Annotated in this window: 22 protein-coding genes; 14 read left to right on the forward strand and 8 right to left on the reverse strand. The window is 68.7% G+C overall.

Annotated elements, in window-relative coordinates:
• Nucleotides 1-17 precede the first annotated feature (17 nt).
• Nucleotides 18-1,460, forward strand: coding sequence for a helix-turn-helix domain-containing protein (locus ACLKOY_RS06140; protein ID WP_363571502.1), 1,443 nt, complete (start codon nt 18-20; stop codon nt 1,458-1,460).
• Nucleotides 1,461-1,473: 13 nt separating this feature from the next.
• Here ACLKOY_RS06140 and ACLKOY_RS06145 read toward each other — a convergent pair whose 3' ends face one another.
• Both ACLKOY_RS06145 and ACLKOY_RS06150 read right to left on the reverse strand, forming a co-directional pair.
• Nucleotides 1,474-2,520, reverse strand: coding sequence for a winged helix DNA-binding domain-containing protein (locus tag ACLKOY_RS06145; protein WP_436452855.1), 1,047 nt, complete (start codon nt 2,518-2,520; stop codon nt 1,474-1,476).
• Nucleotides 2,521-2,554: 34 nt separating this feature from the next.
• Nucleotides 2,555-4,003 (reverse strand): glyceraldehyde-3-phosphate dehydrogenase, encoded by a 1,449-nt coding sequence (locus ACLKOY_RS06150; RefSeq protein ID WP_436452856.1) that lies wholly within the window; start codon nt 4,001-4,003, stop codon nt 2,555-2,557.
• Nucleotides 4,004-4,208: 205 nt separating this feature from the next.
• Here ACLKOY_RS06150 and ACLKOY_RS06155 point away from each other — a divergent pair, with 205 nt between their 5' ends.
• Nucleotides 4,209-4,580, forward strand: a complete 372-nt coding sequence (locus ACLKOY_RS06155; RefSeq protein ID WP_436452857.1) for a DMT family transporter — start codon at nt 4,209-4,211, stop codon at nt 4,578-4,580.
• The gene (locus ACLKOY_RS06160; protein ID WP_436452858.1) at nt 4,577-4,900 is read left to right on the forward strand and encodes a DMT family transporter; all 324 of its coding nucleotides are present in this window, start codon (nt 4,577-4,579) and stop codon (nt 4,898-4,900) included. Before ACLKOY_RS06155 ends, ACLKOY_RS06160 begins: the two co-directional genes overlap by 4 nt.
• A gap of 61 nt (nt 4,901-4,961) precedes the next feature.
• On the opposite strand, the gene ACLKOY_RS06165 is transcribed toward ACLKOY_RS06160, so the two are convergent.
• The gene (locus ACLKOY_RS06165) at nt 4,962-5,492 is read right to left on the reverse strand and encodes a hypothetical protein (RefSeq protein ID WP_436452859.1); all 531 of its coding nucleotides are present in this window, start codon (nt 5,490-5,492) and stop codon (nt 4,962-4,964) included.
• 67 nt (nt 5,493-5,559) lie between these two features.
• Here ACLKOY_RS06165 and ACLKOY_RS06170 point away from each other — a divergent pair, with 67 nt between their 5' ends.
• Complete coding sequence (locus ACLKOY_RS06170) at nt 5,560-6,144, forward strand: TetR/AcrR family transcriptional regulator (protein WP_436452860.1); 585 nt, start codon at nt 5,560-5,562, stop codon at nt 6,142-6,144.
• Between the two features lie 154 nt (nt 6,145-6,298).
• Nucleotides 6,299-8,278 (forward strand): primary-amine oxidase, encoded by a 1,980-nt coding sequence (locus tag ACLKOY_RS06175; protein WP_436452861.1) that lies wholly within the window; start codon nt 6,299-6,301, stop codon nt 8,276-8,278.
• A 79-nt stretch (nt 8,279-8,357) separates the two neighbouring features.
• On the opposite strand, the gene murQ is transcribed toward ACLKOY_RS06175, so the two are convergent.
• Both murQ and ACLKOY_RS06185 read right to left on the reverse strand, forming a co-directional pair.
• On the reverse strand, nt 8,358-9,293 hold the full coding sequence (murQ, locus tag ACLKOY_RS06180) for an N-acetylmuramic acid 6-phosphate etherase (RefSeq protein WP_436452862.1): 936 nt from the start codon (nt 9,291-9,293) through the stop codon (nt 8,358-8,360).
• Nucleotides 9,283-10,209 (reverse strand): N-acetylglucosamine kinase, encoded by a 927-nt coding sequence (locus tag ACLKOY_RS06185; RefSeq protein WP_436452863.1) that lies wholly within the window; start codon nt 10,207-10,209, stop codon nt 9,283-9,285. The genes murQ and ACLKOY_RS06185 overlap by 11 nt, the downstream gene beginning before the upstream one ends.
• 79 nt (nt 10,210-10,288) lie before the next feature.
• Between ACLKOY_RS06185 and ACLKOY_RS06190 the strand changes: the two genes are divergently transcribed.
• Nucleotides 10,289-11,143 (forward strand): MurR/RpiR family transcriptional regulator, encoded by an 855-nt coding sequence (locus ACLKOY_RS06190; RefSeq protein WP_436452864.1) that lies wholly within the window; start codon nt 10,289-10,291, stop codon nt 11,141-11,143.
• Between the two features lie 10 nt (nt 11,144-11,153).
• On the opposite strand, the gene ACLKOY_RS06195 is transcribed toward ACLKOY_RS06190, so the two are convergent.
• On the reverse strand, nt 11,154-12,260 hold the full coding sequence (locus ACLKOY_RS06195; protein ID WP_436452865.1) for a DUF998 domain-containing protein: 1,107 nt from the start codon (nt 12,258-12,260) through the stop codon (nt 11,154-11,156).
• A 112-nt stretch (nt 12,261-12,372) separates the two neighbouring features.
• Here ACLKOY_RS06195 and ACLKOY_RS06200 point away from each other — a divergent pair, with 112 nt between their 5' ends.
• From ACLKOY_RS06200 to ACLKOY_RS06235, 8 genes are all read left to right on the forward strand, one after another.
• Complete coding sequence (locus ACLKOY_RS06200) at nt 12,373-13,326, forward strand: helix-turn-helix domain-containing protein (protein ID WP_436452866.1); 954 nt, start codon at nt 12,373-12,375, stop codon at nt 13,324-13,326.
• A gap of 232 nt (nt 13,327-13,558) precedes the next feature.
• A complete protein-coding gene (locus ACLKOY_RS06205; RefSeq protein WP_436452867.1) occupies nt 13,559-14,350 on the forward strand; it encodes a MoaF C-terminal domain-containing protein in 792 nt (263 codons plus the stop codon).
• Nucleotides 14,351-14,381: 31 nt separating this feature from the next.
• A complete protein-coding gene (locus ACLKOY_RS06210; protein WP_436452868.1) occupies nt 14,382-14,771 on the forward strand; it encodes a nuclear transport factor 2 family protein in 390 nt (129 codons plus the stop codon).
• Between the two features lie 38 nt (nt 14,772-14,809).
• Nucleotides 14,810-15,979: an ABC transporter substrate-binding protein gene (locus ACLKOY_RS06215; RefSeq protein WP_436452869.1), complete on the forward strand. Its 1,170-nt coding sequence runs from the start codon at nt 14,810-14,812 to the stop codon at nt 15,977-15,979.
• A gap of 72 nt (nt 15,980-16,051) precedes the next feature.
• Complete coding sequence (locus ACLKOY_RS06220; protein ID WP_436452870.1) at nt 16,052-16,912, forward strand: branched-chain amino acid ABC transporter permease; 861 nt, start codon at nt 16,052-16,054, stop codon at nt 16,910-16,912.
• Nucleotides 16,899-18,671, forward strand: coding sequence for a branched-chain amino acid ABC transporter ATP-binding protein/permease (locus tag ACLKOY_RS06225; protein WP_436452871.1), 1,773 nt, complete (start codon nt 16,899-16,901; stop codon nt 18,669-18,671). The genes ACLKOY_RS06220 and ACLKOY_RS06225 overlap by 14 nt, the downstream gene beginning before the upstream one ends.
• Entirely contained in the window at nt 18,668-19,360 is a 693-nt protein-coding gene (locus ACLKOY_RS06230; protein WP_436452872.1) for an ABC transporter ATP-binding protein, read from the forward strand. Before ACLKOY_RS06225 ends, ACLKOY_RS06230 begins: the two co-directional genes overlap by 4 nt.
• A gap of 46 nt (nt 19,361-19,406) precedes the next feature.
• Nucleotides 19,407-20,057: an HAD-IA family hydrolase gene (locus ACLKOY_RS06235; RefSeq protein ID WP_140036506.1), complete on the forward strand. Its 651-nt coding sequence runs from the start codon at nt 19,407-19,409 to the stop codon at nt 20,055-20,057.
• Nucleotides 20,058-20,216: 159 nt separating this feature from the next.
• Here the strand turns inward: ACLKOY_RS06235 and ACLKOY_RS06240 are convergent, their stop codons facing one another.
• Both ACLKOY_RS06240 and ACLKOY_RS06245 read right to left on the reverse strand, forming a co-directional pair.
• The gene (locus ACLKOY_RS06240; RefSeq protein ID WP_436452873.1) at nt 20,217-21,812 is read right to left on the reverse strand and encodes a DUF222 domain-containing protein; all 1,596 of its coding nucleotides are present in this window, start codon (nt 21,810-21,812) and stop codon (nt 20,217-20,219) included.
• Nucleotides 21,813-21,998: 186 nt separating this feature from the next.
• Nucleotides 21,999-22,814: an SDR family NAD(P)-dependent oxidoreductase gene (locus tag ACLKOY_RS06245; RefSeq protein WP_436452874.1), complete on the reverse strand. Its 816-nt coding sequence runs from the start codon at nt 22,812-22,814 to the stop codon at nt 21,999-22,001.
• Between the last annotated feature and the right edge of the window lie 70 nt (nt 22,815-22,884).

Raw genomic sequence — 22,884 nt, forward strand, 5'->3', positions numbered from 1 at the left:
TTAGCTAGTATCAAGGAATGGCTCCTTCCGGCATCCACCTCGCGACTCTCGGCCACCGCATCAGGCACCACCGCCTCGAGAAGGGCTTCACGCTCGATGAGCTGGGCGCCCTCGTCGGCGTCGCCGGTTCGCAGCTGAGCCTGATCGAGAACGGCAAACGCGAGCCGAAACTCTCTCTGCTGCAGGCCATCGCACTGGCCACGGGCACAGAAGTCACCGATCTCATCTCCGGCGAGCCGCCGAACCGACGCGCCGCTCTCGAGATCGAGCTCGAACGCGCGCAGGAGAGTCCGGTGTTCCGGCAGCTCGGCATCGCCCCGGTGCGCGTCACGAAGGGCATGAGCGACGAGACCATCGAGTCGATGCTCGGTCTGCACCGCGAACTGCAGCGACGGGAGCGAGAGGCGATCGCGACCCCCGAAGAGGCCAGGCGGGCGAACACGGAGCTGCGCCTGCGGATGCGCGAGCAGAACAACTACCTCGCAGACATCGAGAAGCTCGCCGAGAAGCAGCTGCGGTCTGCCGGGCACGTGCAGGGAGCACTCACACACCGCACAGTGAGCATCATGGCCGAGAAGCTCGGTTTCGAGCTGATCTACGTCAACGACCTGCCGCACTCGACCCGCTCGGTCACCGACCTCGAGAACGGGCGGATCTACCTGCCGCCGGCGTCGATCCCCGGAGGCCACGGCCTGCGATCCATGGCGCTCCAGGCCATGGCACACCGTCTGCTCGGGCACACTCCGCCGACCGACTACGCCGATTTCCTGCAGCAGCGGCTCGAGATCAACTACTTCGCCGCCTCGTGCCTGATGCCCGAGACGGCCTCGGTCGCCTTCCTGCAGCAGGCGAAGAAGGATCGCAACCTCGCGGTCGAGGACTTCCGCGATGCGTTCGGCGTGACCCACGAGGCGGCCGGAATGCGCATGACGAACCTGCTCACGCAGCACGTGGGGATGTCACTGCACTTTCTCCGCGTCGACGCCACCGGCGCGATCACACGCGTCTACGAGAACGACGACCTGCCCCTGCCGATGGATGTCACGGGCGCTGTCGAGGGCCAGCGGGTGTGCCGCAAGTTCCAGGCGCGGGCCGCCTTCACTCAGCAGAACCGCACGAACGAGCACCACCAGTACACCGACACGCCCTCTGGCACGTTCTGGTGCTCGACACAGACCGGCGTCTCGACCGACGGCGAGTTCTCGATCACAGTGGGCGTGCCCTTCGACGACGCCCGGTGGTGGCGCGGACGCGAGACCGCCGACCGCGCCGTCTCGACCTGCCCGGATGAGGCATGCTGCCGCCGGCCCTCGGCCGACCTCACCGATCGGTGGAGCGGAAAGGCCTGGCCGAGCGCCCGCGTGCACACGCACATGTTCTCGCCGCTCCCCCGCGGTGCGTTCCCCGGAGTCGACGACAACGAGGTCTACAACTTCCTCGGGCGGCACGCGAGCGAGTGAGCCGGGCGCCCGCTCAGCCGTCGAGGAAGCGCGTGAATCGCTCGAGAGCGCTGCGCACCGCTCCGTCGTCGGCATCCTGCACGAAGAGTTCGGGGGCTGCCCCGAGTGAGGCGCTCGCGTGCGTCCAGCATCCGATCACCCGACCGTCAGCGATGATCGTCGCACGCACCATGCCGTTCTTGCCCGGCCCGACCAGAGCGAGATGCTCGGGAGCGCAGACCGCCGTGCGATCGGCATACGAGATGTAGTACTCGTCGAAGGCGCCGAGCGCGAGCACTGCGGCGGCAGACGACGAGCGCCGCGGGCGGACGCCCGACACGTACACGCCCTCCTCGATCTCGACCACGCTGCCAGCGGCTCGGTCCCGCGCTTCTCGGGACTGGCCGAGCGTGAGACCCGACCACCAGGCGAAGTCGGTCACTCCCGCCGGGCCGTGCCCGTCGACGTAGCGGACGAACAGCTCGGCGAGCGGCTCGGGCGGGGCCGCGTGCTCGCGGATGTGCTGGTCGACGAGCACGAAGCGCTGCTCGCGGCTCACCCCGTCGCGCGCGACGACCGGCCCCTGACAGATCAGGCCGTCGAGGGTCAGCTCGCTCAACAGGTGGATGCCCCGCTGCCCGCCGGGGTCGATGCCGATTCCGGAGAAGACCTCGAACATCTCGGAGCGTGTGAGGCCGCCGTCCCGCAGCCGCGGCAGCACTGCCGCCACGGCCGCGTCGACCATCGCTCCGTCGATACCGAGATCGCGTCGCCTGCCTGCCGCCTGCTGGCGCTGCCGGTCGCGGGTCACCGACAGCACCCAGCGCAGATCACGTGCCGGGATGATGTGCAGCGTTCCTCGCATGGTCCACGCCCGCACCAGGTCGCCTCGAGCGAAGGCACGATCGACCGCGCTCAGCGTCGGCTCGGCGCGTGTGCGCGCGGCGAGACCCCAGCGCCCTGCAGTGAAGTCCTGGCTCTGCACCGCGAGCATGTGCGACGCGGCGTCGACCACCGTGCGCGCCGGGGCCGTGAGCCGATGCGAGCGCAACCGCTCGGACAACAGGGATGCGGACTCCATGCCCTCATCATGCCCGGTGAGACCGACAGAGCACTCAGCCGTGCAGTGTCACCTCTCGACGCTCCGGGAGCACGATCGGATGCGAGCCGGCCATGACCTCGAGCACGCGGATCACCTGGCACGAGTATCCGTACTCGTTGTCGTACCAGACGTACAGCACGACGTCGCGGTCGTTCGCGATGGTCGCGAGGCCGTCGACGATGCCGGCGCGGTGCGAGCCGACGAAGTCCGTCGACACGACCTCCGGGCTCTCGACGTAGTCGATCTGCTGGCGCAGCTTCGAGTGCAGCGAGACGCGTCGCAGGTAGTCGTTCAGCTCGTCCTTGACCGCCGGCCGCTCGAGACTCAGGTGCAGCACGGCAAGTGACACGTCGGGGGTCGGCACGCGGATCGCCGAGCCGGTGAGCTTGCCCTCGAGCTCGGGGAGCGCCCGCGCCACGGCCTTGGCCGCGCCCGTCTCGGTGATCACCATGTTGAGTACGGCCGAGCGCCCTCGCCGGTCGCCGCTGTGGAAGTTGTCGATCAGGTTCTGGTCGTTGGTGAACGAGTGCACCGTCTCGACGTGCCCGCGCACGATGCCGTAGGCCTCGTCGATCGCCTTGAGCACGGGCGTGATCGCGTTCGTGGTGCACGACGCTGCAGTGATGATGCGGTCGTCGGGCTCGATCGTGTCGTCATTGATGCCGTGCACGATGTTCTTCAGTGCTCCCTTGCCGGGGGCGGTGAGCAGCACGCGTGCGACACCCGTGGATTCGAGGTGGCGGCTGAGACCGGCCTCATCGCGCCAGCGCCCGGTGTTGTCGACGACGATCGCGTCGTGGATGCCGTATGCCGTGTAGTCGATCGTCGCGGGGTCGTCGGAGTAGATGACCTGGATGCGGGTGCCGTTCGCGATGATCTCCTCGGCCTCCTCATCGACCGTGACGGAACCGGCGAAGCGGCCGTGCACGGAGTCGCGCAGCAGCAGTGACGCGCGCTTGACGAGGTCGTTCTCCGAGCCGCGGCGCACGACGATGGCCCGCAGCCGCAGACCGCTGCCACCGCCGTTGTGCGCGATGAGGATGCGGGCGAGCAGCCGCCCGATGCGTCCGAACCCGTAGAGCACGACGTCGGTGGGCGCTGCGGCGACCGCACCCACCGCCGGTGCGAGGGCTTCGGTCAGATAGGCGTCGAGCGGCAGGTCACTCTCGGCGTGACCTGCGGCGAGCCGAGCGAGGTCGAGCGACGAGGCGCCGGGAGCGAGTTCGTGAACCCCCTCGAGCACCGCGAGGGTCTCATCTACCGCCAGCCGTTCGTGCCCGAGCTGAGCCACTCTGTCGTGCACCTCGACGATGCCGGTGGCTGACAGCCCGAGCAGCCGGTGGCCGTGGAGGGAGGTGACCACGTCGCGTTCGCGCTTGAGCGCACCGATGAGCGGGATCATCCGCTCGGCCAGCTCTTCTCTCGCCGTCCAGTCGTCATGGGGTGCGGCGGTTACGTTCATCTGCGTCCTTGCATGTGTGAGCGCGCCGAGGTCGCCGGCGCGCGAGATTGCCGGGTGAGCTTCGGGGGATGCCTCCAGGGTACGCGCCGCGCTGCGGGGTTCTGAAATCGCGGCTTCGCGGCCGTCGTTCACCTGCGCGACAGGGAATCCTGCGAGTATCCGAAGCGTTGTCCCCCGGGGCATTCCCCGCGTCGAAAGGCTCCAGATGACCGACCACTCCCGCCCGTCGCCGTGGCCACCGCTGCTGATCGCGATCGCCCTCGAGGTCACGGCCACGCTGTCGTTGCGCGCCGCCGAGGGCTTCACTCATCCGCTGTGGCTCATTCCGGTGGTCGTCGGATACACCGGCTCGCTCTGGCTGCTGTCGATCGTGCTCGATCGAGGGATGCCGGTGGGCGTGGCCTACGGCATCTGGGCGGCGATCGGCGTCGTTCTCACCGCCGTGATGGGCACGGTGCTGTTCGACGAGCTGCTCGGGTCGGTGCAGATCGTCGGCATCGGTGCGATCGTGCTCGGCGTGCTGCTCGTCGAGCTCGGGTCGCACAAGCGCGAGGCACCAGCGGAGGTCGGAGCATGACCTGGCTGCTCCTCGCCCTCGCGATCGCGAGCGAGGTGACTGCGACCCTGAGCCTGCGCGCGTCGGAGGGCCTCCGCCGCCGGAGGTGGATCCCCGTGATCGTCGTCGGCTACCTCGCAGCCTTCACCCTGCTCGGAACGATCCTTGCCATGGGCATGTCCGTGGGCGTCGCCTACGGGGTGTGGTCAGCGGCCGGAGTCGCGATCACGGCGATCCTCGGCCGCGTGATCTTCAAGGACCATTTCTCGGTGCTGATGGCGATCGGCGTCGCCCTGATCGCTCTGGGCGTCGTGCTGATCGAATTCGGTGGCGCGCACTGACGCTCGGACAGCATCATGCCGAGACGCCGTCTCGGCGGTCACCCGCTTCGACACCGCGGATTCAGAACCCCACGCACATCGCCGTGGCACCGGCCGCCATCGCCCATGACTCGATCGCGAGCAGGCGGGCGGTCCGGCCCTGATGCACGGGCACGAGCACCCACTCGGAGACGACCGTCCAGAGCACCATTCCGATGACGCCCACGATCACGAATCCCGAGAGAAGTCCGTCGAGACCATGGCCGCCGTGGCCGCCTGACTCGACCACAGCCTCGCCCGTCGACAGGCTCTCGAACGAGCAGATCGCCATCACGAGCGACACCAGCGCACGGTGGCAGCAGGTGGCCGCCGCGGGCGTTCCCCGCACGCCTGCCGTGCCGAGCATCGCAGACACGAGAAGGACGATCCCGAGCACCAGACCGCTCATCGCGTCGCCATCGGTGACCGCCATCGCGACCATCGCCGCCGCCATGATCAGCGCGCTCTGCCTCCCCTGCCACGGCACGGCCCGCCAGACCGCGACGCAGGCCGCGGCTGAGATGACGGCGGCGAGCGCCATCAGCCACGACGCTGCGGGGAGGATGTGATCCACGACTCGGATTATATTGATCACTCGCTCAAAATAGCTAGACCCGCATGCGATACGGCAGGATGGGCGGGTGCCCCGTGTCGTCGACCACGATGAGCGCCGCCGGCAGATCGCCGAGGCGCTGCTCGCCGTGGCCGCCCGCGACGGCCACGAGGCTGTGTCGTCTCGCGCGGTGGCGAAAGAGCTCGGCGTCGCGACGGGATCGCTCTGGCACTACTTCGACGGATTCGATGACGTGATCCGCGCGGCCGCGGCCGAGATCACCCGCCGCACCGACGAGCGGATCCGATCGGTGACCACGGGGCTGCGTGGGCTGAACAGACTCGACGCCCTGATGCGCGAGGTCCTTCCCGTCGAGGCGGAGACGCGCACCGAGGCGTACGTGGTCGTCGGATTCTGGGGACGCCTCGCGACGCTCGCCTCCTCCCCGGATGCCGGATCCCCCACGCTCGCGACCTGGCAGGACGGCATCAGCGAGGCCCTCGATGAGGCGGTCGCCGACGGCGAGCTGACGGCCGCCACACCGAAGCAGGCGGTCATGTCACTGCTGCGCTCGATCACCTACGGCCAGCAGGTCCTGGAGGTCACCGAGCCTTGGGGCGCCGAAGCCCACCTCGCGGTGCTCGACAGCATCCTCTCGCCCTGGCGAGCCTGAACCCGGCGCCCCGAACCTCGCGCTCTGCACTCGCATCCGCTCCGATCTTCTCGCAGAGACGATCCCGGGTGCACTCTTGTGCACCCCGCCGCACCGTCGTACCATCGTTCCAATCCGTTTATTGAGCGATCGCTCGAAATAGTGAGGTACGCCGATGTCCCACCGCCAGCCCGTCTCCATCGACCGGATCCCCACCCCGCATCCGCTCGACCCGCTCAGCGGCGCCGAGATCGCCGCAGCCCGCGCCGTGCTCGAGTCCGGAGGGCTCCTCGGCGACACCGTCAGAGTCCCGATGCTCCTGCCGGACGAACCCACCAAGCAGGAGCTCGCCGCATGGACCCCCGGCTCCCCCATCGACCGTCGGGTCGACGCGACCCTGCTCGACACCGCCAGCGGGGTCGCCACCGAGGTCGTCGTCTCGATCACCCGCGGTGAGGTCGTGCGCAACGAACGGGTTCCCAACGATGCGCCCCCGTACGGCCAACCTCAGTACCTGTTCGAGGAGTACGAGCGCGCCGAGGCGATCGCGAAGGCCTCACCCGAGTGGCAGGCGGCGATGACCCGCCGCGGACTCGCAGACCACATGGAGCTCGCCTTCTGCGGCCCGCTGGCGCCGGGCTACACGGGCCGCGCGGACGAGGTGGGGCGCCGCGTCATCCGCTCCCTCACGTTCCTGAAGTACGACGAGAACGACTCCCCCTGGGCGCACCCCGTAGAGGGACTGGTCGTGCACATCGATCTCACCGCCGGAAGCGTGATCCGCATCGACGACGAGGGCGATGTGCCGGTGCCCGCGGGCCACGGCAACTACTACCCCGAGGTGCAGGGCGAGGCGCGCACGTCGCTCAAGCCCATCGAGATCACGCAGCCCGAGGGACCGAGCTTCGCGGTCACCGGATCGCTCGTCGAGTGGGAGAACTGGTCGATGAGGGTGAGCTTCAACGCTCGCGAAGGACTCGTGCTGCATGACGTCGCGTTCGACGGACGCTCGGTGCTCAGCAGGGCGAGCGTGCCCGAGATGGTCGTGCCCTATGGCGACACGGCGCCGGGTCGCTTCTGGATCAGCTACTTCGACGCCGGCGAGTACCTGCTCGGCAAGAATGCGAACCATCTCGAGCTCGGCTGCGACTGCCTGGGGGTGATCCGCTATCTCGACGGCTACGTCGCCGATGATCACGGCCACCCGGTGCGCATCCCCAACGTCGTCTGCATGCACGAGGAGGACTACGGCATCCTCTGGAAGCACACCGACCTCGACGGCCGCTCGGATGTGCGCCGGTCGCGCCGCTTCGTGGTGTCGTACTTCTCGACGATCGGCAACTACGACTACGGGTTCTACTGGCACTTCTACCTCGACGGCTCGATCGAGGTCGTGGCCAAGGCCACCGGAATCGTGTTCGCGGGCGCCGGTGAACCCGGCGTGCGGCAGAAGCACGCCACCGAGCTCGCCCCCGGGGTATTCGCCCCGGTGCACCAGCACCTGTTCTGCGCCCGGCTCGATGTCGCGATCGACGGCGACGAGAACCGCCTGTTCGAGATCGACGCCCAGCGCATCCCGATGGGGCCGGACAACCCGTTCGGCAACGCGTTCACGTGGTCGGAGACGCAGTTGCTCTCCGAGGGCGAGGCGCAGCGCGACGCAGACACGTCTGTCGCGCGTGCCTGGGAGGTGCAGAGCACCTCGCGCATCAACCGCGTCGGACGCCCGACCGCTTACCACCTGATCCCCCAGCCCACCGCATTGCTGATGGCCGACCCCGCGTCGTCGGTTGCCGCACGCGCGACCTTCGCCACGAAGCACCTGTGGGCGACGCAGCACGAGCAGGGCCAGATCTGGCCGGCCGGTCGATACCCGAACGCCCATCAGGGCGGCTCAGGGCTGCCGGAGTACTCGGCCGGCGACCGTTCGCTCGACGGCGAGGACATCGTGCTGTGGCACACCTTCGGCCTCACGCACTTCCCTCGCCCGGAGGACTGGCCGATCATGCCGGTCGACTACGCCGGATTCTGGTTCAAGCCGAACGGCTTCCTCGATCAGAACCCCGCGATGGACGTGCCGGAATCGTCGCAGGCGCACGTCTCTGCGGATGCCGGATGCTGCGGGGGCGGCAACGGCTGCAACTGCGCCCACTGAGCGTCGGCGTCGCTGTCGGAGGTGAGTGGGTCGTCGTCATCGGGCAGCCCCTGACGGAAGCACGCGGCGAACGTGCCCCTCACGAGAGTCGGGCGATCGCGACGCGCAGGATTCCGTCGGCCTCGTCGAGCGCGTGAGCCGCGACGTCTGCGGATGCCCCCGTGGAGATCATCAGGATCGCGAGCTTCACAGAGCCTCCGGCCGCGTCCAGAGCCTCGGAGGCCTCGTCGACCCCGGCGCCGGTGAGCTCGGTGACCGTGCGGATCGAGCGCGCGTGCAGCTTCTCGTTCGTGGCCAGCAGGTCGACCATCACGCCGTGGTGCGTCTTGCCGAGCTTGATCATCGACAGGGTGGTGAGCATGTTGACGACGAGCTTCTGCGCCGTCCCCGACTTCAGCCGCGTCGACCCCGAGATGAACTCGGGCCCGGTGACGACCTCGATCGCGATCTCGGCGACGGCACCGATCTCGGATGCCGGGTTCGAGGCGATCGCGACGGTGAGCGCGCCGACGCCCCGCGCGAACTCGAGGCCGCCCACGACGTACGGCGTGCGACCCGACGCCGAGATGCCGACGACCGTGTCGCGCTCGGTGAGCCCGAGTTCACACAGCGAGGTCGCCGCAGCCTCGCCGTCGTCCTCGGCGTTCTCGACCGCAGCGCGGATCGCCGTCTCACCCCCGGCGATCAGTCCCACGACCATCGAGGGGTCCGTGCCGAAGGTCGGCGGGCATTCACTGGCGTCGAGCACTCCGACGCGACCCGCGGTGCCTGCTCCGAGGTAGATGAGACGCCCGCCGGCGCGGAAGCGCTCGGTGATGCCGTCGACGGCCGCGGCGATCTCCGCGCTCCGCTCGCCGACAGCGGTCGGGACGCGGTGATCCTCTGCGTTCATGCGCCGCACGAGCTCGGCAGTCTCGAGCAGGTCGAGATCGCCCCGCTCCGTCGTCGACGCCTCCGTGCCGAGCGTCGAGAGGACGTCGAGGAGCGCGGTCAGTCTGGCGTGTTCATTCGGCACGATGCACGAACCTTTCATGGGGAAGATCAGTGCGCTCCGCGAGCAGGAGCGCTCCGTCGAGGGCATCACCGACAGAGACGACGACAGTGCGGCCTGCGGCACGCAGCGCCTGGTCGAGGGCTGCGCGGAACCAGACGTGTTCCGTGAGCCCGCCGTGGAGGGCGACATCATGGTTGCCCGAAGACGCGGCGACGGCCGACGCGACGAGAAGGCCGACTCCCTCGGCGACGATCTCCGCCGAGACGGGATCGCCGCTCTCTGCCGCATCGAGCACCTGCGGCGCCAGGGTCGCGAGGCGCCGAGGCAGGGCACCGCCGGACGAGAGCCAGGCGGGAATCGATGCGGGGCCGCCGATCGTCGGGGCCACCGCATCCGTGAGCGCTGTCGAGGGTGCGAGGCCGGCCGAGGCGCGGAGGACAGCACGCAGCGCCTCGCGCCCGAACCAGGATCCGCTGCCGAAATCGCCCAGCTCTGGACCCCATCCGTCGACGAGGGCGGCCACCTCGCCGTCGATGCCGAGGGCCGCTGCACCGGTACCGGCGATCAGGAGCACTCCTGTCCCACCGTCGAGCGCTCCCGCATGCGCGGACACGACGTCAGAGGTCACCGCGACCGGCGCCTGGAATGCGTCAGCGAGGCCGTTCGCCAGCTCTGCCGCGGACTCGGGGGCGGCCCAGGCTCCCGCAGCGCCCACCGAGACGGCCGAGACCGACTCATCGAGGCGTTCCTTCACCGGAAGGATCGCGGCGAGTGCTGCGGCGACACCGTCTGCGGCCGCCAGCCCGGGCGCCCCCATGCCGTCGTACACGGGTCGGCGGTGAGCACCGTGATCGTCCGCGCCCCGCGGCCCGGAGATCACCGCACGGCATCGCGACTTGCCGAGGTCGACGGCGACGAGGGCTCGCGGAAAAGACATGGAAATAGTCTACGCAACACCCCTCAGTCATGAAAGAATTGTTCACACGCCCGAAACCCGCCCTCACGCCAGGAGCGCCATGAGCATCCAGACGACGATCGCCACAGCAGCCGAGAAGCTGCCACCGTCGCTGGCACGCGTCGCTCGGACGATCGCAGACGATCCGACCATCGTCGTCGACAGCACGATCACCGAGATCGCCGCACGATGCGACACCTCGGTGGCCTCGGTCGTCCGCTTCTGCCGCGCCATCGGCGTGAACGGCTACGCCGCACTGAGAATGGCGCTGGCCACCGAGCTCGGCCGCGAATCGGTGCAGTTCCCTGCAGCATCCGGTTTCGGCTCCGAGATCTCCGCGGCCGACACGCTGCGTGAGGCAACGGCGAAGGTCGCCGCGCTCGAGCTGCTGGCCATCGAGGAAACCATCGCGAATCTCGACTACGACAGCCTCGCGGCCGCGGTCGAGGCGATCGACGACGCCGATCGCGTTCTGCTCTTCGGCATCGGCGCGAGCGGACAGGCGGCCGCCGACCTCGGCCGCAAGCTGCTCCGCATCGGGCATGCGGCGATCGTGCTCACCGACTCGCACGAAGCGAGCGCCGCAGCGTCGCTCGGAGCCAGGAAGACGGTTGCCATCGGCTTCTCGCACTCGGGAGCGACCCGTGAGACCGTGCACTTCCTGCAGACCGCGCGGGCTGCGGCGGGCGTCACGATCGGCGTCACGGGAGGGTCATCGTCACCCGTCGCCGAGAGCTGCGACCACGCCCTGCTCACTCGTGCTCGCGAACCGCGACTCCGTGCCGGGGCGATGGTGAGCCGGATCGCACAGCTCGCCGTCGTCGACTGCCTGTTCGTCGGCGTCGCTCAGCGCCGGCATGCCCACACCGTCCACGCCCTGCAGCGCACCGCCGACGCCACACAGCCGCTGCGCTGAAGGCCCGACCTCAGGCCGACACCGGCTCGTGCCGGCGCGCGGGATCGACCGACCCGGCCGTCCGCAGGAACACGATGATCCAGCTGAAGATCAGCACGGCAGCGATCAGCTCGACGGCCGTGAGGTTGTAGTAGCCGACCGCGAAGAACGACGCGAGCAGGATGATCACCAGCACGTAGGCCCAGCCCAATGCCACGAAGACCCGAGGGATCGTGCGCAGGAACCAGGGCAGCCCCACCACGACGACCGCGAACACGACGACCATGCCGGTGGCCACCGTGTTGTGCACGAGGAAGAACTCATCGACGGGGAAGATCCCGACGCACGCGAGGAAGATGCCCATCAGGATCAGACCGCCGCGCACCATGAAGCGGCCACGCCGATCGACCGGGTCGTCCACCGGCAGCCCCGCGGTGGCGTAGCGCGCGATCGTCGTGACCATGACGCCGGCGATGATCAGTGTGACGTTGAAAGCGGCCGAAGCGCTGTTGGTGCTCATGCCGAGGGCCGAGAGGTTGTCCTGCCACCAGTACACGTCGCTGGAGGCGAGCATCGCGGCGAAGGCGCCCACCACCAGGAACACCGCGAGCACGAGCGACAGCACCGTCGGCGTGAGCGCGACGGCGCTGAGGAACGTCACGTAGGCGGTGAGCGCGAACGCCACAGCCACCAGGATCGCTCCGGGGAAGGCGAAGACCGGGGCTCCGGTGAAACTGCGCTCGAGCAGCTCGGCGATGCCCAGCCACCCCAGATAGGCGATCGCCGCATGCGCGAAGGCGATCGCGGCCAGGTCGTACCAGCGCAGCCGATCACCCGGAACGCTGAATCCATCGCGGGTGCCGTCGGGCGCGACCGTCGCGGGTCTGACCACGAGGCGGCCGAGCGCGAAGGCCAGCACGGCGGTGATCGCGCCCCCGTAGGCCGCGAAAGCACCGATCGAGCCGGTGCCGCTGATCGCCATCTCGTGACCCCAGAAGACCGGCCACCCGATCGCGAACCCGAGCACGAAGAACACCGCCCCGACGATGAGCGCGGTGGCCTCGAACACCGCGTCCGCCGTGTCGGGTCCGCGCAGCTGACGCAGCACCTGCCTGACCTTCTCGCCGAGATATCGCATCGCTGGCCTCCGCCCACATCATAGAAGCCTCGACCTCCGGACCGCGCCGGTGATAGCATCACGGCACGGATCGTATACAACGTCGTCGTTCCACCACCCGAGGTGATCATTCATGAACGGTGCAGCCGCCCCGGCCGAATCGGTGTCGACTCTCGTCGCTCGCAACATCAGCGAGTTCCGGGCCGCCGTCTCGGAGTCCTTCGTGCCCCTGCAGGTGTCGACGGCAGGGCCCGATCACTTCCGGGGGATCATCCGCGGGGCGTCGGTCGACGAGGTGCACGTGAACGAGGTGCGCGCCACATCCCATGTCGTGGAGCGTACGCCCGAGCTCATCGCGCGCAGCGACCGGTCGTACTTCAAGCTCAGCCTGATGCTCGCCGGCACCGGGCTGCTGATCCAGGACGACCGGGAAGCAGTGCTCCAGGCCGGAGACCTCGCCGTCTACGACACCGACCGGCCGTACTCCCTGGTGTTCGACGACGACTTCCGCACGATGGTCGTGATGTTCCCGAAGCATCTGATCAGCCTTCCCTCCGAAATGATCGGGCAGCTCACCGCTGTGCGCATCTCGGGTCAGGGCGGTCTCGGCGGGATGGTCGTTCCCTATCTCACCCAGCTCGCCGGAAACCTCGATCAGCTCGCCGGCACGACGGGGGCCCGATTGGCGCACAGCGCCCTCGACCTCGTCACGACGGTGTTCACGCGCGAACTCGGCCTCGACGGAATGTCGGCCGACCCTCATCGTGCTCTCGTGCAGCGCATCCGGTCGTACATCGACCGCAACCTCGCCTCGACCGATCTCGGACCCGCGACCATCGCATCGGCGCACTTCATCTCGACCCGCCACCTGCACGGGCTGTTCCAGGAGCAGGGTGTCACCGTCTCGACGTGGATCCGCACGCGCCGCCTCGAGCAGTGCCGTCGCGATCTGCTCGACCCGATGCTCGCCGATCGTCCCGTCGCCGCGATCGCCGCGCGCTGGGGCTTCGTCGACGCGGCGCACTTCAGCCGCGCGTTCAAATCCGCGTTCGGGATCTCGCCGAGCGAGTACCGCGCGGCGCACTGAGCGAGCGCTGAGCGGGCGCCGTGCGGGCGCTGAGCTCGCGCCCGCGAACCGTCTCCGACGGGTCCGACTGATGTGTCCTTGCTCTGCAGGGCACGCCGGTTGACTGTCGGCGCGCGATGGCGACGCTTCTCTTGAGTGGATGCCGTGCGCCGCCGGAGCATGGGGCAAGCGCACCGCGATGACGCGATGCCCGGAGCGAGGATGCTCCGCTGGATGCGACGTCAGGACCCCCATGACCGCCCCTGTCACGACCGATTCCGCCCTCGACGAATGGCGCACGTACGACGAGTTCGCCGCGGGCATCGACACGTTCCGGCTGCCGAACGCTTCTCTGAACGGCACCTCGCTCGTCCTCACACTCGACGACGAGTCCACGCTAGCCCTGGACTTCGACGCGATCGCCGTCACCTGGTCGGGCCTCGGGGCTTCCGGCACAGATCCCTACGACGCCGTGGCGGTGCGCGGTGACGTCGTCTTCGTGAACATCCCGCTCGAGAGCCGGGAGCGGGAGGCGATCACTGTCGTCTACTCGACCACGACGCACCGGGCGACCGTCGTGCGGTCGCGGATCGCGGCCGAGGCCGTCGAGGGCACCCCGCAGGTCGGGCAGGAGTTCTGGGCGGCGACCACCGATGGCGGCCCCGCGACGGGCGAGGTGCCGGGGCCGAGCCGCGACCTCATCGGCAAGCGCAACATCTACCGGTACAGCCCCCATCACCTCTACGAGCACGTCTACGTCTCGAGCCAGCGCTATGCGTGGCAGTGCCTGGAGGGTGTGCAGCGCGGGCACGGCGACATGGACCTCTCGACGGTCTGGAAGTTCGCGGACGGCCTCTACCTGTTCTGCTTCCGCGAGTTCCGCATCGCCGTCGCGAGCGTCTGGTTGCACGACCTCGGGTATCAGCTGATGACGACCGGGATCTTCCTCGGCCTCAACGGCGACGGCGACGCCGAGCACTCGCGCGGCGGCGGCCACATCTATCCGCTCGGCTCCGTCGACTACCCCGACGCTCAGCCCGTCTGACCCGGCACCGAGACCCTGACAGGGAGCCATCATGAGCAACGCAGACATCATCGCAGAGCACTATGCCGCCAGCGACCGCGGCGACCTCGACGGCATGCTGGCACCGCTCGCCGACGACGTGAGCTGGACCGAGGCCGCCGGCTTCCCCTACGCCGGCACGTACCTGGGACCGGATGCGGTGGCTGCCGGTGTCTTCCAGCGCATCCAAGACGAGTGGGACGACTACACGGTCGCGATCGACGAGGTCATCGACGGCGGAGACGTGGTCGTGGGCATCGGCACCTACTCGGGTACGTACCGCGCGACCGGCCGATTCTTCGCCGCCCGCGTCGCGCACGTCTGGCGCCTGACCGATCACCGGGTCGTCGCGTTCGAGCAGTTCACCGACACCGAACTGGTCAACCGCGCACTGCGCGACTGACCACAGCAGTCCCCACGCACACGAGAGGCAGGAATCACATGAACAAGCGAGTATCCGGCACTGCGGCGCTCATCGCCGTGGCAGCCCTCACCCTGGCCGGCTGCGCCGGCGGAGACGGCAGCGGAGGCGGCGAAGGAACCCCCATCGTCGTCGGCTCCGTGAACACGATCAGCGGCCCGGCGACGTTCCCCGAGGCATCCCTCGCGGCGGCCGCCGTGTTCGACGCGTTCAACGAGGCCGGAGGCCTGGACGGACGCACCATCGAGTACAAGACCCTCGACGACAAGGGAGACCCGGCGACCGCGACGGCATCCGCCCGTGAGCTGGTCGGCAGCGACGGTGCCGTCGCGCTGGTCGGCTCCGCCAGCCTGATCGAGTGCGAGATCAACGCGAAGTACTACGAGCAGGAGGAGATCCTGTCGCTCCCGGGCATCGGGGTCGACACCGGGTGCTTCGCCAGCGACAACATCTCCCCCGCGAACGTCGGTCCCTTCAACGACATGACCCTCACCCTGCAGTACGGCTCGGAGGTGCTCGGCCTCGACGACATCTGCATCCTGCTCGAGATCGCGGGCTCCACGCGCCCGACCTACCAGGCCGCGATCGACAAGTGGACCGAGATCACCGGCAAAGAGCCGAAGTACGTCGACGACACCGTGCCCTACGGCGCCTCGGACTACACGCCCTACATCGTGAAAGCCCGCGAGCAGGGGTGCAAAGCGCTCGCGATCAACCCCGTCGAACCCGACGCGATCGGCCAGGTCAAGGCCGCCAACGCCCAGGGCTGGGACGACGTGACGTGGCTCTATCTGACGAGCGTCTACAGCGAGAACTTCGCGGAGGCGATCGACGACGCGGGTGCCGGCATCTACGTCCCGGCCGAGTTCTACCCCTTCACCGACGATGACGAGATCAACGCCGACTGGAGGGAGCTGATGGAGGCCAACGACATCCCCCTCACCTCGTTCAGTCAGGGCGGATACCTCGCGGCGACCTACTTCATCGAGGTGCTCGAGGGAATGGACGGCGACATCACGCGCGAGACGGTCACCGAGGCGCTGCAAGGGATGGACCCCATCGAGAACCCGATGGTCGGAACCCCCTATGCCTTCGGCACACAGAACACCGCCGGCTGGCCGATCGTCCTCGAATCCGGCACGAACGCCTGGGAGAAGGTCGCCGACGACTGGCTCCGCATCGGCGAGTAGCCGCACCTCGCCTGCCGCCGAGCGCATTCTCGGCGGCAGGTCCGCCGCCCCTCACACCAGAAAGGACACCTCATGCTGCAAGGCGCCATCGCCGGTCTCGCCGCCGGCGGTCTCTATGCGGTCCTCGGAGTGTGCCTGACACTGATGTCCCGCCTCGTGCGTGTCGTCAACTTCGCTCAGGCCGCGACCGGGATGTTCGGCGCCTTCAGCGCCGTATGGTTCGTCAGCGAACTGGGAGTGCCGATCTGGCTCGGCTCCGTCCTCGGCGTGCTCGTCGGCGGAATCCTCTCCGCCGCGATCGGATGGATCGCCGCGACCTGGCTCTCCGAGGCCTCCACCACCACCCGATCGGCGATGACCGTCGGTCCCCTGCTGCTGCTGATCTCGCTTTCGTTCATCCTGTTCGGCAACAAGCCGCAGCCGTTCACACCGATCATCGCCGGCCCCGCGTTCTCCCTCGGCGGGGTCGTGATCAGTCAGGTGACCATCGCCACGGTCGTCATGGCGATCGTGACGGCGGTCGCGGTGCGGATCGTCCTGCGCCGCACGAGAGTCGGCACGCAGCTGCGCGCACTGTCGGAGCGGCCGACGACCGCCGAGCTGCTCGGCATCCGATCGCGTCCGCTGTCGATCGCTGTCTGGTTCGTCACGGGCGTGATCAGCGCGATCGCGATCATGATCATCGCGCCGTCGCAGTCGAACGACGCGACCAGCCTCGCGATGCTCATCGTCCCCGCCGCGGCCGCCGCGCTGCTCGGCGGCTTCCGCCGACTCGACCTCGCCGTCGTCGGCGGAGTCGTGCTCGGCGTGCTCGGCGGTCTCGTCGCGCAGATCGACGAGGTCGCGCTCGTGCGCAACTTCCTCCCGTTCCTGTTCATCGTCGTCCTGCTCCTGTGGACGCAGCGCAAGGAGGTGTGGGATGCCGCTCGCTGACCGTCCCTGGTTCCGTCTGTCCTGGCCTCTGGCCGTCGCCCTCGCCGCGGTGGGAGTGGGCGCCATCCTGAGCGCGGCCCTCCCGGGTTACTTCGTGTTCCTCGCGATCAGCGCGGTCGTCGCGGCGATCGCCATCCTGGGCCTCGGCATCGTCACCGGCTCGGCCGGCATGATCGCGCTGTGCCAGCTCACGTTCGCCGCGGTGGGGGCCTGGATCGTATCTCTGCTGAACGTCATGCAGGCACCGGGCGGCTTCGTCGTCTGGCTCGTGCTGGGTGGCATCGCCGCCGGCCTCGTCGGCATCCTCGTCGGGCTTCCGGCGCTGCGGCTGCGCGGTGTCAACCTCGCCGTCGTCACGCTGGGCTTCGCCGCTGCCGCAGATGTCACCCTCGTACAGATCCAGTTCCCCGGGTCTGCCGACGGCACGGCCGTCGAGCGCCCCACGATGTTCTCGAACGACCGCGAGTTCTTCTTCCTGTCGGTCGTGGTGCTCGCCGTCTGCGCAGTGGGCGTGTTCTTCCTGCAGCGCGGACGGTGGGGCTCGAGCTGGAAGGCCGTCGCCTTCTCGGAGCGCGGCACCGCGGCGGCCGGCCAGAGCGTGCAGAGCGCGAAGCTCACCGCTTTCGCCGTCTCGGCTGCGCTCGGAGGCATCGCCGGTGGGCTGCTCGCCGGTCAGGTGCAACTGCCGTTCGCATCGAGCTTCACCCCGCTGCAGTCACTCGCCCTGTACGTCCTCGCCGTCATGTCAGGAGCGCACCTGATCGACATGGCGATCCTGGGCGGCATCCTCTGGGTGCTCGTGCCCGAGCTGCTCAAGCGCTGGGGCGTGCCGCAGGACTGGGCGTTCGTCGTCTTCGGCGTGCTCGGTGTGCAGGCGATCACCAGCGGGACCAACCTCGGGCAGGGCATCCGCACCCTCATCTGGAAGCGCGCGGATCGCAAGACGGCGTCGGCGACACTGACGGCGTTGCCTGCCGATGCCGATGCGGGTGACTTGGCCATCACGACCACGACCACCGCGACCGTCGACGAGCGCGCGCTGGACGGCGCGCCCGTGCTCACGGTCGAGGGACTCACGGTGCAGTTCGGGGCTCTGAAGGCCCTCGACGACGTGTCGTTCCAGGTGCCCGCGGCGTCGGTCATGGGGCTCATCGGTCCGAACGGAGCGGGCAAGTCGACCTTCGTCGATGCCATCAGCGGCTTTCTGCCGAAACACGGCGGTCGGGTGCTGCTCGGAGATCGCGACCTCGCCGGCCTCTCGCCGACGCGACGCGCACGACTCGGGTTGCGCCGGACCTTCCAGCAGGACAGGGTGCCGCCCTCGCTCACCGTCGGCGCATACGTGAGGTTCGTCGCGCGGCGGCGACTTGCGGCATCGGACATCGACGAGGTCCTGGAGTTCTTCGGGTGCCCTTCGGCGGGTGCCCGTCTCTCGAGTGTCGATGTCGGTACCAGACGGTTGGTCGAGGTGGCGGCCAACGTGATCTCCCGGCCGCGGCTGCTGATCCTCGACGAACCGGCGGCCGGCCTGTCGCACGACGAGCACCTTGCTCTCGCGGCGCGACTGCGTGAGCTGCCCGCGCGCTACGGCGTGGCGCTGATCATCATCGAGCACGACCTGGATCTGGTGCGTTCGGTGTGCCCGACGCTCACCGTGCTCGACTTCGGCCGGGTGCTGGCGAGCGGGCCGCAGGCCGAGGTGCTCGCGAACCCGGCGGTCGTGAAGGCCTACATGGGAGAGACGGAGCTGCTGAAGTGAGCGAACTGGTGCTGAAAGGGGTGACGGTCAGCCGCGGTGCGGGTCCGGTGATCTCGGATGTGTCATTGACGGTGCGAGGTGGCGAAGTGCTGGCGCTGGTGGGCCCGAACGGGGCGGGCAAGACGAGCCTGATCGAATCGGTGTCGGGCGTGACCCCGCACTCCGCGGGGTCGCTCATGCTCGACGGCGAGCCGATCGACAGGCTGTCCCGGGTGTCGAGGGCTCGCCGTGGCATCGTGCACATCGAGCAGGGGCGGGCCGTGTTCCCGTCGCTGACGGTGCGCGAGAACATCTCGCTCACCGCGCGGACGCCTGCGGAACTGGATGCTGCGCTCGCGCAGTTCCCCGAGCTCGAGAAGCGCATCGACTCGCCCACCGCTCTGCTGTCGGGTGGCGAGCAGCAGATGGTCGTGCTCGCCCGCGCGTTCGCCGCGAACCCACGGATCCTGCTGATCGATGAGATGTCGCTCGGGCTCGCGCCGGTCGTCTTCATGCGGCTCATGCCGATAGTGAAGTCGATCGCCGAGTCCGGGGTCGGCGTGCTGCTCGTGGAGCAGTTCACGCAGCTCGCCCTCGGGCTGGCTCGCGAGGCCGTTGTGGTCGCCGGCGGCCGCGTCTCATTCCAGGGCACGGCCGAGGCGTTGAAGGAGGATTCGCAGCTGCTGCATCGCGCCTACCTCGGTGGGTGAGGCGGTCTCGCCTCGGACTTTGACGGCTGCGCAGTAGCCTGAGGGGATGACCGAGACCATCAGCGCCCGCGCCGTCCTGCTCGACATGGACGGCACTCTCGTCGATTCGACCGCCGTCGTGGAGCGTCTGTGGCTGGCGTGGGCCGCGCCGCACGGAATCGACCCCTCGACGGTGCTGAGCGTGGTGCACGGTCGCCAGGGACATCAGAGCATGGCGATCATGCTTCCCGAGCGGGATCACGAGATCAACATCCGAGAGAACGCCGTGATGCTGGCGAACGAGAGCAAGGACGTCGACGGCGTCATCGCGATCGAGGGCGCCGACGTGCTGCTCGAGGCTCTGCTCCCCTACCCTCATGCGATCGTCACCTCTGCTGACGTGACGCTGATGAACGCCCGCATGGGACAGGCAGGACTCGCGGTGCCGTCGCTGACCGTGACCGCGGAGAACGTGTCGGCATCCAAGCCGGACCCCGAGGGCTTCCTGCTGGGCGCGAAGCTGCTCGGCGTCGACCCTGCCGACTGCGTGGTGTTCGAGGACTCGGGCGCGGGTATCCAGGCCGCCCATGCCGCAGGGATGCGGGTGATCGGCGTGGGCTCTCACGCGACGTCTCATCAGCCGACCTTCCACGTCGACGACCTCACGCAGGTCGGCGTGGTGCCGACCGCTGACGGGTTCGAGCTCACCGTTCGGTGACGCGGTGGCGTAGGCCCGCCACATCGGGGATGCGGTGGTGACGTCGTTTCGATGACGCGCTGAGGCCCCACGCATCGGTGGCTCTCCGCGTAGCGCTCGACGGTGTGCCGTTGAAGCGCACGCGAACTGTTCGTGACGATGTGGATGATCTCGCCCATGTCATCCGGTGCGGGCGAGGCGCGCGGGAAGGTTCACTCGCGCTGCGCTGAGTCGTGGTGTGCGCCAGCGCTGTGCGGGGTCCCACCATGCCGGTCCCCGCACCTGGGGAAGACCCTCGTTCATGCGGATCTCCCACCCCGACGTGCCGAGGGAACGGTGATGCAACAAGCACAACGGCCCATCGCTATCCATATGCGTCGGGCCACCCCATGCGTGTTCGGTCACGTGGTGGATCTCACACCACGACGCCGGCACATGGCACCCCGGGATCAGGCACTCCTTGTCGCGGGCGATGATCGCCCGCCGCTGATGCACCGTGAACACCCGATCCGTCGTCGTGATGCCGATGATGCGGCCCTCATCCATGAGCACCCGCTGAATCGCTCCCGAGCACGCGACCTGCGCCGCCACCGAGACCGGCACGTGAGCGCCGGATCCGGGGATCGTCGCCCACCCACCATTGCCGCTCACTCCGCTCGATCCGGCCTCAGCGGCTCCGAAGGCGGCACCGGTGGCACCCGCCGCGTAGTTCGCGAGGTCTTTCGCGTCGACGGTCACGACGACGACCGGTGATGCTCCACCGAGGGTGGGCATGTCCCTGTGCCGGGCAGCGATGCCGAGAGCTGCGGTCAGGGCGTCGTGGCGCTTCTGCGCCGCGGTGCGGTCATCGAGCACACACCGCGGATCGGAATTGAACGGATCAGTCTCCTCCGGATCCGCATCCACGTCCGCGTCAGCACCCGAAAAGTCGGCGTCGCGAGACTCCGTATCGGGAGAATCGGCCTCGGCATCGGCGCTCGGGGTGAAGAACACCCCCGGCATGGGCGGCCCGTCGCCTTTGGGGTTGAGGAACACATCCATGATCAGCTGCAACTGGGCGGCCGCCTCCGGGGTCAGGTACCCGCGGATCGCATGCATGCCGTCTTTCAATCTGCCGATCGTGATCCCGCGACGACGCCGCGCGTCCTCGTCCTTCGGTTCCTCACCATCCGGATCGAACATCGACGCGAGATCCTCCGCCAGGCTCTTCAAGTCCTGCACGGTCGGTGACGGACCGGCCGCATCCGGGACCTCAGCCGCATCCAGGTCTTCATCGTCCCCCATGTCGAGTCCGTGACCGCGCGCACATCCCGCCAATGCGACATCCGCCGCCAACCGCTGCTCGACCGTGAGCCGATCCCACACCCGCTCGATCGGACCCGTCGCCGCCAGAAACCCCGCGACCCCGACCACCCCGTCGAGCAGCGCCAGCCGCATCTCCGACCACCGCGCCGGCATCCTCTCCCCCGCCAGACTCAACGGCCGCCGCACCAGATCGACCACCCTGTCGACTCGGCTCGCCCCCCGCACATCCACCAACAGCGTCCGCTGCAACAACTCATTCAGACCCCGGCACCCCGCCGCATGCGGAAAGTCGCCCATGTCAGCCGTCGCAACCGTCTCGACGATGACCGCCTCGACCCGCCGGAACGCCGCCCCCGCACCCTGCAACACCGCGACCCGCTCCGCATCGCTCAGCCCCGCAAGTGCATCGTCGGACAGCACCGCATCGAGGTCAGCGATGACCCGATCCAGGAGCTCCGTGGTGCTGTTCATACCCCTCAGTCAACCCAGGACCACCGACATTCGAGACCCGAAAGAGCCCACTTTTCCCCCAGATCAGCGCAAGTATCTCGGCCTATCGGAATTATGCAGCGCGAGTCGTCGCACGAGGCGCGGAGAGACAGCGAGCCAGGCAGCAGAGCGACGGCACCTCAGGACCGAGAGCGAACAGAAGACCCTTCACATCCCCGCCCGATCGAACGCGATCGTCGGCACGTCGACCACGTGGGATCCGCCGTCCGCCACGATCACGGCACCCGTGACGTACGACGACTCCCCCGACCCGAGAAACCGCACGACCGACGCGATCTCGGCCGGCCGAGCCGGCCGCTGCAACGGCACATCCGCCGTCACCGTCGCATACGCCTCTTCGCGCGAACCGAGCCCGGCATGGGTGGCGAACTCGTCCATCTCGTCGTCCGCCATCGGCGTCTGCACCCACCCCGGGCAGATCGCATTCACTCGCACCCCCTTGCGCCCGTAATCGCGAGCCAACGTGCGAGTGAGCCCGATCAGAGCGTGCTTGCCCACCGTGTATCCGGCCACAGAAGGCCCCGCGAAGAGACCGGCGAGCGACGACACGATCACGATCTGCCCCTTCGCCTCGATCAGCGACGGCAATGCCTCTCTCGCCATGACGAACGCCGTGGTGAGGTTGGCGCGGATCGCCGCATCCCAGCTGTCGTCGTCGGTGTCGGCGACGGGTGAGAAGCCGTGTCCACCGGCGTTCGCGACCAGCACGTCGAGCCGCCCGAACGTCGCGAGCACCTCGGCCACCGCAGCCTGGGCGGATGCCGTGTCGGCGGCGTCCGCGATGATCGGGTGAGCGCCCACCGCATCCGCCACGGCGCGCAGCGGCTCAGGCCGCCGCCCGACCACGACGACGTGCGCTCCCTCTGCGGCATACCGCTCGGCGATCGCCGCGCCGATGCCGGTTCCGCCGCCGGTGATGACGACGACGCGTCCCGAGACCGTCGATCCGACTGCAATTCCCATGTCCGCTCCTGTTCCTGGTGCGCTCACGCGCAGTTCATGCGCTCACGCAGAGTTCGTGCGCTCACGCGCA

The organism is Microbacterium sp. K2 (assembly GCF_051365005.1).
In the GTDB taxonomy this organism is placed as follows: domain Bacteria; phylum Actinomycetota; class Actinomycetes; order Actinomycetales; family Microbacteriaceae; genus Microbacterium; species Microbacterium foliorum_B.

Excerpts from the sequence above, each read along its gene's own strand:
- ACLKOY_RS06140 (WP_363571502.1), top strand. The coding sequence starts at position 18 with ATGGCTCCTTCCGGCATCCACCTCGCGACTCTCGGCCACCGCATCAGG.
- ACLKOY_RS06240 (WP_436452873.1), bottom strand. The coding sequence starts at position 21,812 with ATGAACAGCACCACGGAGCTCCTGGATCGGGTCATCGCTGACCTCGAT.
- ACLKOY_RS06175 (WP_436452861.1), top strand. The coding sequence starts at position 6,299 with ATGTCCCACCGCCAGCCCGTCTCCATCGACCGGATCCCCACCCCGCAT.
- ACLKOY_RS06220 (WP_436452870.1), top strand. The coding sequence starts at position 16,052 with ATGCTGCAAGGCGCCATCGCCGGTCTCGCCGCCGGCGGTCTCTATGCG.
- ACLKOY_RS06150 (WP_436452856.1), bottom strand. The coding sequence starts at position 4,003 with ATGAACGTAACCGCCGCACCCCATGACGACTGGACGGCGAGAGAAGAG.
- ACLKOY_RS06195 (WP_436452865.1), bottom strand. The coding sequence starts at position 12,260 with ATGCGATATCTCGGCGAGAAGGTCAGGCAGGTGCTGCGTCAGCTGCGC.
- ACLKOY_RS06185 (WP_436452863.1), bottom strand. The coding sequence starts at position 10,209 with ATGTCTTTTCCGCGAGCCCTCGTCGCCGTCGACCTCGGCAAGTCGCGA.
- ACLKOY_RS06205 (WP_436452867.1), top strand. The coding sequence starts at position 13,559 with ATGACCGCCCCTGTCACGACCGATTCCGCCCTCGACGAATGGCGCACG.
- ACLKOY_RS06190 (WP_436452864.1), top strand. The coding sequence starts at position 10,289 with ATGAGCATCCAGACGACGATCGCCACAGCAGCCGAGAAGCTGCCACCG.
- ACLKOY_RS06215 (WP_436452869.1), top strand. The coding sequence starts at position 14,810 with ATGAACAAGCGAGTATCCGGCACTGCGGCGCTCATCGCCGTGGCAGCC.
- ACLKOY_RS06235 (WP_140036506.1), top strand. The coding sequence starts at position 19,407 with ATGACCGAGACCATCAGCGCCCGCGCCGTCCTGCTCGACATGGACGGC.
- ACLKOY_RS06155 (WP_436452857.1), top strand. The coding sequence starts at position 4,209 with ATGACCGACCACTCCCGCCCGTCGCCGTGGCCACCGCTGCTGATCGCG.
- ACLKOY_RS06225 (WP_436452871.1), top strand. The coding sequence starts at position 16,899 with ATGCCGCTCGCTGACCGTCCCTGGTTCCGTCTGTCCTGGCCTCTGGCC.
- ACLKOY_RS06200 (WP_436452866.1), top strand. The coding sequence starts at position 12,373 with ATGAACGGTGCAGCCGCCCCGGCCGAATCGGTGTCGACTCTCGTCGCT.
- ACLKOY_RS06245 (WP_436452874.1), bottom strand. The coding sequence starts at position 22,814 with ATGGGAATTGCAGTCGGATCGACGGTCTCGGGACGCGTCGTCGTCATC.
- ACLKOY_RS06210 (WP_436452868.1), top strand. The coding sequence starts at position 14,382 with ATGAGCAACGCAGACATCATCGCAGAGCACTATGCCGCCAGCGACCGC.
- ACLKOY_RS06160 (WP_436452858.1), top strand. The coding sequence starts at position 4,577 with ATGACCTGGCTGCTCCTCGCCCTCGCGATCGCGAGCGAGGTGACTGCG.
- ACLKOY_RS06145 (WP_436452855.1), bottom strand. The coding sequence starts at position 2,520 with ATGGAGTCCGCATCCCTGTTGTCCGAGCGGTTGCGCTCGCATCGGCTC.